This is a genomic window from Halarcobacter bivalviorum (assembly GCF_003346815.1).
GTDB classification, from domain to species: Bacteria; Campylobacterota; Campylobacteria; order Campylobacterales; family Arcobacteraceae; genus Halarcobacter; species Halarcobacter bivalviorum.
The window spans coordinates 1,344,838-1,356,860 of record NZ_CP031217.1; the positions used below are offsets into that span (position 1 = coordinate 1,344,838).

Genomic DNA, 12,023 nt, shown 5'->3' on the forward strand with positions numbered 1-12,023 from the left:
AATGTTTAAAGAGTTTGATTTAACAAATTTAGAAAATAGTAAAAGTAAATTAGAAGAGATTTTAGAAAATAGTAAAAAAGAGATTGAAGCGTTATTAACAATAGAAAACAAAAGTTATGAAAATTTTGTAAAACCATATGAAGAGATAGGGGAGAGTATTAATGAATTTATAACTCCAATCTTTCATATTGATTCAGTAAAAAATTCAGAAACAACTCAAAAAGTTTACGAAGAGTGCTTACCATTAATCTCAAATTACGAAACTGAGATCTCACAAAATGATAATATTTATAGGTCTTTAAAAGATATACAAGATAACTATTATACAACTTTAAATGATATACAAAAAAAAGTATTAGAAAATGAGATTAGAGATTTTAAATTAAGTGGTTGTCACTTAGAAGAAAAAGATAAAAAAAGATTAAAAGAGATCAATTTAAGACTTAGTGAGTTATCTCAAATTTTTTCTCAAAATCTTTTAAATGCAACAAATGCCTATGAAATGATAATTGAAAATTATGAAGATGTAAAAGAGATTCCTAAATCAGATTTAGAGTTTGCAAAGTTTGAAGAAGATGGAAAAACTAAATATAAATTTACTCTTCAAATGCCTTCTTATTTAGCATATATTACATATGGTTCAAATAGAGAAAGAAGAGAAGAAATCTATAAAGTATACACGACTAGAGCACCAGAGAATGAAAAAATAATAATTGAAATACTTTCATTAAAAGATGAAAAAGTTAAAATTTTAGGTTTTAAAAACTATGCTGAATATTCTTTACAAACTAAAATGGCAAATGAAGAAATTGAGGTAGTTACTTTCTTAGAAGAGCTTGCAAAAAAAGGAAAGAATAGAGCAAAAGAAGAGATTGAAGAACTAAAAAAATATGCTTTAAAAGATGGTATTTCTAAGATAGAAAGTTATGATTTAGCATATTATAGTGAGAAATTAAAAGAGGAAAAATATGATATTGATGAAGAGTACTATAGACCTTATTTTGAAAAGAATTCTGTTTTAAATGGTTTCTTTAATTTCTTAAATAAAATCTTTGAAGTTGAGTTTGAAAAAGCTTCAGATGCTAAAGCTTGGGATAAAGATGTACTAGTTTACAATATAAAAGAAAATTCAAAAGTATTTGCAAGAATTTATATTGACTTAGAGGCTAAAAAAGAGAAAAGAGGGGGTGCATGGATGAATAATTGGCACTCTCATTATGTAAACAAAAATGGTGAAAAAAGATTACCAACAGCTTATATTGTTTGTAATTTTCCTCAATCAAAAGAGGGTGTTCCTTCACTTTTAAGACACTCTGATGTAGTTACACTATTTCATGAAATGGGACATGCTTTACATCACTTATTTAGTAAAGTTCCAGAAGCTTTTGTAAGTGGTATTGCTGGTGTTGCTTGGGATGTTGTAGAGTTTCCTTCTCAATTCCTTGAATACTTTTCTTATGATAAAGAAGTTTTAAAGATGTTTGCAAAGCATTATGAAACAGGAGAGGTTTTAGATGATGAAGCTATTGATAAGTTAATAAAAGCAAGAAACTTTCAATCAGCCTTAGCAATGTTAAGACAAATTGAGTTTGCATTGTTTGATTTTAAACTGCATCAAAAGTTATACAAAACGGAAAGTGAAATACAGGGTTTATTAAATAACATAAGAGATGAATATGCCGCTATTAAGCCACCTGAATACAATAAGTTTCAAAATGGTTTTTCTCATATTTTTGCAGGTGGGTATGCTGCTGGATACTACTCATATAAATGGGCAGAAGTTTTAAGTGCAGATGCATTTTATATGTTTATCAACTCTAAGAAAGTATTTAACAAAGAGTTAGCAATGAAATATAAAAAGTCTATTTTAGAAAAAGGTGGCTCTGAAGATATGAATAAACTTTTCTATGAATTTGCCTCTAGAGAGCCAAGTGTTGATTCTTTATTGAAAATTGATGGAATTATTAGCTAGTTTTTGTAATAATATCACTTTTAATTAATATATAGAATTTTATAAGGGTTATTTATATGACAAACGCAGAAACAATCGCAAAACTTAATGAAGCTTTAGAAAAATTAATAGTTGCATACGAACAATTACAAAACTCTTATGACCAGCTTCAAGATGAGCATAATACTTTAGAAGATGAAAACGAAAAATTAAATAGTGAGAATAATAAACTAAAAGATAAAATTTCAGCTTTAGAAGCTGAGACGAGAAATTTAGAGGATAATCTAAATAATTTACAAGATAGTAGTGAAAAAGATTCTTCAAATATCAACTCAATGTTAAGTAAGATTGAGGGACTTTTAAGTAAAAAAGCTCATCCAGAAAAACATAAATATGAGTATGATGAAACATCAAAAGCAAGAGAAACAATACAAGAAGTAATTGTTGATAAGAAAAAAGAAGAGGAAACTGAAGAAAAAGAAGATAAAAAAGATTCTACTTTTTCAACAACAAGTAGTAGTTCTTCAGAAAAAATTGATTTAAATAGAATGGCATCATTATTAAACGGTTTTAATAACTAATATAAAAATATGATACTTTTATTAAATAAAGATTCACTCTTTTCTACTTTTGGAGTAAATACATTTCAAGACTTAGATTTAGCAATAAGTAGTATGGCACCTTCTATGGTAGATTACTACTTATCTGATTTATCAAATGGAGTAGATGATACTTATTTAAATAAAAGAAGTATACAAGATAGTATTAGTATTGGAGAATTTTCAATATATTTAGATTATGATGATGAAGTTTATTTAGAAATAGAAGATAATCTTCAAGATTTTGAAACAGGTTCTTTATGGTAAAAACTACTAATCCATAAGATTAGTAGTTGCTTTTAGTCTATGTTTATCAAAGTGGGTATAAATTCTAGATGTATTTATATCTGCATGTCCTAAAGCTTCTTGTACTAAAATCAAATCTTGATGTTTTTGATAAAGTAGGGTTGCAAAAGAGTGTCTTAACATATGAGCACCATTTTTCTCTTTTCTAATCCCTGCAAAAGTTAATATATTTTCTACTATTCTACTAACATAAGCTTGAGTTAACCTATTTCCTTTTTTGTTACAAACAAGCAAATCATCATTTGCATCTCTTTGTTCTAACCAAAAAGCTAAATCATTTTCAATAATCTTAGTTTTAATCATTACAACTCGAGGCTTATTACCTTTTCCTCTAACTTGTAAAATATAAACATCATCTTCTTTGTATATATCTTTTAGCCTCAAATTTAACATCTCTGAAACCCTAATACCTGTATAAATTATAATTTTAAGGATAAGTCTATTTCTATATTGAGTATCAAGGGAGAATTCAAAATTATTAATAGCTTCTAAAAACCTATCTATTTCTGCCTTATTCATAAAAGCAGGTAGTTTTGTACCTGATTGACCTTTTAAACCACCCCAGTTTTTAAGTTCTATTTTAAAAAGATGAGAACTTCCATCCTGATTTTCATTTTGTTTATCAATATAAGAAAATAGACCAAGTAGGGCAATTCTATGATTCTTTTTACTTGCATCTGATAAACCACTTGTATATGATGCTAAAAAATCACTTAGTAGCTCTTCATCTATCTCTTTCATTGAAGCTAAGCCAAGTTTTGTTAAGAAATTAAAAAGTTTTTCTAAAGGATTATAATAGGTATTAATTCCACTTAAACCAATATTTCTTGCTTCTTTAACTAGAGTTTTCAAACTCTCAATAGAATCTGTACCTTTAACTAACTCTTGAATTATTAGTGCAAGTTTCTCTTTATCTAAAACATTTGAGTTTGAAAGTGTTGTTAATTTGTATCTAATAAATCTTTCTATCCAAAATAGAAGTGTTTTATCAAAGCTATTACAGAAATCTAATTCATATCTCATTTATAAGCCTTTTATTTAAATAAAAGAGATTATAACTAAATATATATTAATTAGTATTGAAAACTATAATTTTCAAACTTTTACATTGGGATAAAAGAAGAATACTATCTTCTTTTATTTTTAGAGAATTCTATTATATATTGTGCAATTTCATCTAAATGAACAATATCTTTTACAGCTCCAGCTTGAATTGCTTTTGCAGGCATACCAAAAACAACACAACTTGCTTCATTTTGAGCAATTGTGTATGCTCCATTATCATGAAGTTCTTTCATGGCAATTGTACCATCATCACCCATTCCTGTCATCATCACTGCCATTGCTGCTCCACCAACTGCATTATTAACAGATCTAAACATAACATCTACACTTGGTCTATGATGACTAATCTTAATATCATCTAGTAATCTAATTTGATATTCACCCCTTGCAGTTCTTTCTATAGTCATATGCATATTTCCTGGTGCTAAATAAGCATGACCATTTTCTAAAACCATACCTGTTTCTGCTTGTTGAACTCTAAGTGAAGAGTTATCATTAAGTCTATCTGCAAAAGATTTTGAGAAACCATAAGGTATATGTTGTGTTATTACTATAGGAGGAAGATCATTTGTTAAATTCTTAAAGACCCTTAACAATGATTCAACTCCACCTGTTGAAGAACCAATAGCTATAATTTTCTTCCCCATTAGTGGTGCAGGTCTTAAAGGTATAAGCATATCTGGATGATTTTTCTTATTAACTTCTAAAGTTCTAGTTTTTACTTCTTTTTTTGGTCTAGGTTTTTTTAATGTATATCTTTTTAAAAGGAATGTTAGGTTTAGTAGATTTTCTTTAATTCTTTCTCCAAAAGATATCATTGATTCCCCTGCTTCAGGTTTTGGTATAAACCCAACTGCACCATCATCAAAAATATCATTACCTCTTACACTTTCTCCTGATATAACTACAGCAGGCATTGGATGAAGTCTCATAAGGTTTCTTAAGAATGTTACACCATCCATTTTAGGCATATTTATATCAATTGTTACTAAATCTGGCTCATATTCTTTGATTTTTTCTCTTGCATCATAAGCATCAAAAGCTTCTGCAATAACTTCAAAATCTTCAATATTATTAACCATATCTTTAATAATTCTTCTCATTGAAGGAGAATCATCAATTACTAAAACTGTATACATTTAATTCTACCCTACTTTATTAGAATAATTCGATTTCCATCTCTGGTTGAGCTTTACTTGAATCATCATCAAATAAGTCAACAGCACCAACATATTCTTTGATAACTGGTGCTTTTGTAATTTCTGTCTGTAATGCTTTTTCTTCTTTAAGAATTTTATTATCTGTTTCACTTTTCTGAGTTACTTTAATAAAAGTTTGAAAAGCATCAGCAAGGAGAATAAGTCTACCATGTTCTCCTCTTGTATGTTCACTAATTAATTGAAATCCCTCTGATTTACAAAAATCTTTTGCAAACTCTACATTTCTATGACCAATTGAAACAGAAGATACATTTAGTTGCATAATATCTGCTCCACCTGATATTTTTGCAGACATATTCTTTTTGCTACATCCTAGTTTATACATCTCATTTAGCATTGCTTCAACTGAATATAAACCATACTTCATATCATCATTTGTACTATTTGTTGTAGGTAATAAAAAGTGGTTCATACCCTTTATTTTTTGAACTTTATCATAAAACATAATAGCTACGCATGAACCTAAAAGAGTTTTAAAAGCCACATTATCTAGATCTTTACCCACAGCAAACTCTCCACCAATTACGGTATGAGTGTTGTAACCTTTTGTTTTTTGAGTAAATCTTGATATAGAAGCTTTTTCAATGCTTCCATCTTTGTGACCTATAACAATCAATTATATTCCTTTTTTTTAATAAATATATTTTGACCTATTCTATCTACATAATTAACTAAATCATGAGGATTCTCAGAATGCCCTAAATATAATGTTCCACCTATTTTTAAATGAGAAAATAGTCTTTTTAAAATTTTATTTTGATCTTCAGAAGAGAAATAAATTAATACATTTCTACAAAATATCACATCAAAATAATCTTTTTGAAAAGGATATGATGAATCATTTAAATTGTTAACCTGAAAAGTAACCATTTTTTGAAGTTCTGGTTTAACTTTTATTAAAATTTCTTCTGTAGTTAAAGTTTTATTAACTCTTCTTTTAAAAAATTTAGGTGGTTTTATCCAGTTTGGAAACTCTTTTGATGATTTTGCATATCTATATACACCATTTGCTGCATATTGTAATACATTAGTATCTATATCTGTTGCTATAATTGAGGCATTAATTCGACTATTTAGTAAATCTTGTGTCTCTAAAACAGTCATTGCCATCGAATATGGTTCTTCTCCTGTTGATGAAGCAGAACAATACATTTTAACATCTCTTCCAGAATTAGCAAATTGAGGAAGAACTCTATCTCTTAAATCTGTAAAATGAAACTCTTCCCTAAAAAAATGAGTCTTATTTGTTGTAAAAGAGTTAATAAATTCCATAGTGAAAGAACCCTCTTCTATTGCATCAAGTAAATGATCAATATCACCAGTGTATTTAGTATCTCTTTTTAACTTATGAAGCCTGTTTGCTATCATAATATCCTTGTTCTCTGCTAGGGTAATCCCTGTTAGAGAATAAAGGATTTTTTTAACTCTCTCGTGTAAAACTCTATCACTTGCCATATTTATTATGAAGCGAATTGAGCTGCAGTTAAATCTTTTTCAATTTTGATTTGTGCATTGATAATACCTAGAACATCTAAAATTAGACCAATACTTCCATCACCTCTTACTGTTGCAGCACCTATTCCTTCTACACTTCTAAAGTTTTTATCTAAAGGTTTTACAACAACTTGATGTTGATTTAAGAACTCATCAATAGAAATTGCAACTTTTTGATTACCTGACTTAACAACAATTAACATTCCATCTTCTAAGTTTTCAAAAGTTGGTTCAACACCGAATAATTGATGTAGCCTTACTACAGGAATAAACTCTTCTCTTAACATTAATAAATCTTGAGAACCATCACCAATCTTTTTAATCATTTCTGAAGTTGGTTGTAATGATTCAACAATTGAACTTAATGGTAAAATATATTTTTGATTTCCTACTGCTATATCTAAGCCATCAAGAATTGCAAGAGTTAGAGGTAACATAATAGTAATTATAGTACCTGCTCCTGGTGTAGTATCTAATTTAATTGCACCACCAAGTTTTTGGATATTAGTTTTAACAACGTCCATTCCAACACCTCTTCCTGAGATATCAGTAATCTTATCTGCTGTTGAAACTCCTGCTCCAAATACAAGCATTGCTTTTTCATTGTCACTCATTGTATTATATTGATTTTCATCAATTTGCCCTTGCTCTAAAGCTTTAAGTGCAACTCTTTCTCCATCAATACCTTTACCATCATCCTCAATAGTAATAATCATTTGACCATTTGCTTGTTCAGCAGAAATTGCAATAATACCAACTTCTTCTTTTCCATTTGCAATTCTTACATCAGGTGTCTCTAAACCGTGGTCTAAAGAATTTCTAATAATATGCATTAAAGGATCTGTTAATCCTTCAATCATTGCTTTATCAATTTCAACACCATCACCATAATGCTTAAATTCTACTTTTTTACCTAATTTTTTAGAGATATCTCTTACAACTTTAGGGAATTTAGAGTAAATAGCATCCATAGGTACCATTCTGATACTCATAATAGAGTCTTGCATCTCCCTAATATGTCTCTCTAATAATTCTAATCTTTCAAGAACAGCATTTCTAGTTTTATCAGCTTCAATCGTTGTAGAAAATTGAGTTAACATAGCATTTGTAATAACTAAATCTCCAACATTATTCATTAGTAAATCGATCTTTTCAAGATTTACTCTAATATTATTATTATTTGAAGCTGCAACTTTTTTACCTGTATCTTTCTCTTTTCTTTCAGGTATTTTTTTACTAGCTGCTGAAGCTGTTGGAGTTTGTTGAGTTGCTACAGGCTTAGTTTCTTGAGCTATAGGAGTAGCTTTCTCTTCTTGTGCAATTAATTCTTCTTTTTGATCACTATTATTTGCTTCAAGTTTTGAATCCGCAGTAATTGCTGCCATATCATCAAAGAAACCAAAATCATCATTATCATCATGTTCTATTACAGGGGTTTGCGCTGTTTGAGATAATTTATCTAATTCTTCATCGAAGAAACCATAATTCTCATTGTCTTGATTGATTTCATCATTAAAAAATCCAAAAGTTACATTAAACTTATTATCATTAATATTTTCATCATAAAGACCTATATTATCTGTATTTGTTTGAGGTACTTCTACTGGAGCAGCAACAGTTTCAACTACAACAGGTGTTTCTTGTTGAGTTTCAGTAGGTGTTTCTCCATTTATGTATGCTCTAATAACAGTTAAAAGTTCTGATGTCTTTTCTTCAAACATTTCTCTTGTAAGTTCTTCTGCAACTTCTAATTCAAGAAGTTCTTTCATAACATCTAAACCATCTATCAAAGTTCCTGCCATTTCTGGTTGGAATTCAATTTGATGATTTCTTAATTTATCCATCATATTTTCAACATCATGAGTAAATTCAGCAAAAAGATTTAATTCAACAGAAGCTCCACTTCCTTTTAGAGTATGAACATCTCTGAACAGTTGTCCCATCTCTTCATCAGTAAGTGTTCCATTGCTTTCTGCTTCAAGTAAAACATTATCTGCAGATTCAAAAAGCTCTTCAGCTTCCTCTACAAACATCTCTCTATATTTAGATATATCAAAACCAGACATGATAAAACCTTTTTATATTTATCTTTTTAAATTATTATCTACTTAAAACTATGTTTACTGCTTTTAGTAACTGCTCTGGTACAAAAGGTTTTACAATCCAACCAGTAGCTCCTGCAGCTTTACCTTTAGCTTTCATTTCATCACTTCTTTCAGTTGTTAAAACTAAAATAGGTTTTGAAGCATATTGTGGTAATTTTCTTAATTCACCAATTAATGTTAAACCATCCATATTAGGCATGTTAACATCAGTAATAATTAAATCATATGAAGTTGCCTTAGCTTTTTCTAAACCATCAACTCCATCAATTGCCTCTGTTACGTCAGTATAACCACCTTCGTTCAGCGCATAGTTTAGCATATCCCTTAACATTGTAGAATCATCTACGATTAAAAGCTTAGCCATATAAACCCCTTATTTGTAATAAAAATATATTATTTAAATCATCTTAACTAAACATATATTAATTTAGTATTAAATTTTAAAACTGAGCTGAAGCCAGTTCTATTCTATCTTTCTTAACTTTTAACACTTTAATTTCAACATTATCATCTACTTTTAAAACATCTTCTACTTTATTAACTCTCTCTTTAGAAATCTTTGAAATATGTAAAAGACCTTCCCCACCCTTTGGTAATTCTATAAATGCACCAAAGTCAGCAATTCTTACTACTTTTCCAGTAAGAATTTCATCAATACTATATAGTTTTTCAAAATCAATATATTTCTTTTGATTATCTTTTCTCTCAGGAGCATTATTAGAAATTGTTTTAATATGTTCACAAGCATCTAAAACATTTTGTTTGTTTTCTCCACTTACTTTAACATTTCCTGTGTCTCTATCTAAATCAATAGAAACAGAGAATTTTTCAATAATTTCTTTAATTGTTGCACCTGCTTTACCAATAATTACCATAAATTTACTTGGATCAATGGCAAATTGCTCAATTAATGGTAATGCTTCACTTGGAACAATCTCTTGTGCTGCTTCTTCCATAAGACCTAAAATATGCTCTCTTCCCTCTTTTGCTTGAAGTAAAGCCTCTTTTAATACTGAAAGTTCAATTCCACCAAGTTTAATATCCATTTGAAGAGCAGTAATACCCTCTTTAGTTCCTGCTACTTTAAAATCCATATCTCCATCATGGTCCTCAAGACCCATAATATCAGTTAATACAGAGTAGTTATCACCTTCTACAACCATACCCATAGCAACACCTGCTACTAAGTTAGAAATAGGAACACCTGCTGCTTTTAAAGCTAAAGAACCACCACAAACAGTAGCCATTGAAGAAGAACCATTTGATTCTAAAATTTCAGAAACTAATCTTACTGTTTCACTATAATCTTTATCAATTGTTGCTTCTAATGCTTTTTTAGCTAAGTTTCCATGTCCTAATTCTCTTCTCCCTACTCCAAACATAGGTTTAGCTTCACCCACAGAAAAACCTGGAAAGTTATAGTGAACCATGAAATTTTCAGTAGAAGTTGATTTTTCAGTTAAAATTTCATACATTTGACCATCTTTAGAACCTGCTAAAGTACCTACAACTAAAGCTTGTGTTTCACCTCTTGTAAAAAGACAAGAAGAGTGTGCAGAAGGTAAAATATTTGTATCAATAGAGATAGGTCTTACATCTTTAAGCCCTCTTCCATCAGCTCTTACTTTCTCATTTACAATCATTTCTCTTACTGCTTCTCTTTTTACTATTGAAACAGCTTCATAAATAGTACTAAACTCAAGTTCTTTTTCAACACAATATTCATCAACTAAAATTAATCTTGCTACTTCTTTTAACTCTGTAGCTCTTTCACTTTTAGCTAATTTTTTAATAGCTTCTTTGATATTTTCTAAGTAGTTATTTCTTACATGATTGATAATTGCTTCATCAATTGAAAATTCTACTAGTTTTACATCTGCAAGTTCTTTACAAACTGATTCAAAACCTTTTTCATATGTTTCATTTGATTCTTTTAAAGCATTTTGCGCAACTGAAATAGCTTCAACTAAATCATCTTCACTCATCTCATTTGTTTGGTGTACTTTTGTAAATGCTTCAATATCTACTTCAACCATCTCTTCTGATGAGATTGATTTCATTTCAATCATTAAAAGTTCTTCTTTTGAACCAGCTACATATAAGTCTAATGTTGAATCATCCATTTCATCATTTTTAGGATTAACTACATACTCTCCATTGATTTTTCCAATTCTAACACCTGCAACAGATTTTCTTATTGGTAAATTAGAAGTATATAAAGCTGCACTTGCTGCATTTAATGATAAAACTTGTAAATCAACATCTTTATCGGCACTTAATACCATTACAGTAATAGTTGTTGGATATACATATCCTTTTGGAAATAATGGTCTTAAACTTCTATCAATAACCCTTGATGTTAATGTTTCAAACTCACTAGGTTTTGCTTCTCTTTTTATAAAACCACCTGGTAGTTTTGCAGCAGCATAAGTTTTTTCAACATACTGTACTGTTAAAGGAGTAAAATCTTCTTCAACAGGATTATCAAACTCACTAACTACAGTTGCTAGAACAACTGCATTTCCTAATTTAGCTAATACTGATCCGTTTGATTGCTTAGCTACTTTATTAAATTCGAAAACCTCTTGTTTCCCATTTAATTCAAATTCACATACTGTTGACATAAGTTTTATCCTTTATTCATAATTTTTAATAAGTCATCATAAGTAATTTCTTCTAATTGATCATAATAAAATCCAATATCTATAAAATGATCAAGACTCTCTACATAATATAAGTCATCTGCAATAGATTCTATAGTATTTATGCTTACTTTTGGTAAAATTGGTGTTGCTACAGAAACAGATTTTGCTCCTAAGTTAATTGCTGTTTTAATACAAGCCATCATTGTAAGACTAGTATTTAAACCTTCATCAACTAGAAGTATATTTTTGTTTGTAAAACTTCCTAATTTTTTACCTCTTCTATGTTTACACACCATTTTAGATAAATCATTATCATAAATATATCTAGATTTTGAAAAAACAAAATCTAAACTAATATCAAAAGCTTTAACTAACTCTTCATGTATTACAACTTCTTCTGTTTCTGTAACAATTGCAACTTCACAGTCTTCATTGTTTGGAGATAAAATTTTTCTAGAAAACATTACATCACAACTACCTTCTAACTCTTTTGCAATAATTTTAGCAACAGGGTACCCTCCATAAGAAGTAGCAATTACAATCCATTCTTCAAGTTTCATTTTATTTACAGGAAGAACATCAATAAGTCTATATGCAGCTACTTCTCTATTTTTAAAGAAAATCTTATCAGGAGTCAT

The 12,023-nt window shown here is 29.0% G+C and carries 11 protein-coding genes; 3 read left to right on the plus strand and 8 right to left on the minus strand.

Annotation, left to right across the window (positions count from 1 at the left end; all coding sequences use genetic code 11):
* The first annotated feature begins 1 nt into the window (after position 1).
* Genes ABIV_RS06845 through ABIV_RS06855 form a run of 3 tightly spaced genes read left to right on the plus strand, consistent with a single transcriptional unit; the run spans position 2 to position 2,817 of the window.
* The gene (locus ABIV_RS06845) at positions 2–1,972 is read left to right on the plus strand and encodes a M3 family metallopeptidase (protein ID WP_114839156.1); all 1,971 of its coding nucleotides are present in this window, start codon (positions 2–4) and stop codon (positions 1,970–1,972) included.
* A 56-nt stretch (positions 1,973–2,028) separates the two neighbouring features.
* Entirely contained in the window at positions 2,029–2,532 is a 504-nt protein-coding gene (locus tag ABIV_RS06850) for a kinetochore Spc7 family protein (RefSeq protein ID WP_114839157.1), read from the plus strand.
* A gap of 9 nt (positions 2,533–2,541) precedes the next feature.
* Positions 2,542–2,817 (plus strand): hypothetical protein, encoded by a 276-nt coding sequence (locus tag ABIV_RS06855; RefSeq protein WP_114839158.1) that lies wholly within the window; start codon positions 2,542–2,544, stop codon positions 2,815–2,817.
* Between the two features lie 6 nt (positions 2,818–2,823).
* Here ABIV_RS06855 and ABIV_RS06860 read toward each other — a convergent pair whose 3' ends face one another.
* From ABIV_RS06860 to ABIV_RS06895, 8 genes are all read right to left on the minus strand, one after another.
* A complete protein-coding gene (locus tag ABIV_RS06860) occupies positions 2,824–3,879 on the minus strand; it encodes a tyrosine-type recombinase/integrase (protein WP_114839159.1) in 1,056 nt (351 codons plus the stop codon).
* A 104-nt stretch (positions 3,880–3,983) separates the two neighbouring features.
* Positions 3,984–5,060 carry a protein-glutamate methylesterase/protein-glutamine glutaminase gene (locus ABIV_RS06865; protein WP_114839160.1) on the minus strand — a complete coding sequence of 359 codons (1,077 nt, stop codon included), beginning with the start codon at positions 5,058–5,060 and terminating at the stop codon, positions 3,984–3,986.
* A 19-nt stretch (positions 5,061–5,079) separates the two neighbouring features.
* On the minus strand, positions 5,080–5,757 hold the full coding sequence (locus ABIV_RS06870) for a chemotaxis protein CheD (protein WP_114839161.1): 678 nt from the start codon (positions 5,755–5,757) through the stop codon (positions 5,080–5,082).
* Positions 5,754–6,509: a CheR family methyltransferase gene (locus ABIV_RS06875; RefSeq protein ID WP_228254266.1), complete on the minus strand. Its 756-nt coding sequence runs from the start codon at positions 6,507–6,509 to the stop codon at positions 5,754–5,756. Before ABIV_RS06875 ends, ABIV_RS06870 begins: the two co-directional genes overlap by 4 nt.
* A gap of 92 nt (positions 6,510–6,601) precedes the next feature.
* On the minus strand, positions 6,602–8,701 hold the full coding sequence (locus tag ABIV_RS06880; RefSeq protein WP_114839163.1) for a chemotaxis protein CheA: 2,100 nt from the start codon (positions 8,699–8,701) through the stop codon (positions 6,602–6,604).
* Positions 8,702–8,735: 34 nt separating this feature from the next.
* Positions 8,736–9,104: a response regulator gene (locus ABIV_RS06885; protein ID WP_114839164.1), complete on the minus strand. Its 369-nt coding sequence runs from the start codon at positions 9,102–9,104 to the stop codon at positions 8,736–8,738.
* A gap of 76 nt (positions 9,105–9,180) precedes the next feature.
* On the minus strand, positions 9,181–11,364 hold the full coding sequence (locus ABIV_RS06890; protein ID WP_114839165.1) for a polyribonucleotide nucleotidyltransferase: 2,184 nt from the start codon (positions 11,362–11,364) through the stop codon (positions 9,181–9,183).
* Between the two features lie 5 nt (positions 11,365–11,369).
* Positions 11,370–12,023 (minus strand): phosphoribosyltransferase, encoded by a 654-nt coding sequence (locus ABIV_RS06895; RefSeq protein ID WP_114839166.1) that lies wholly within the window; start codon positions 12,021–12,023, stop codon positions 11,370–11,372.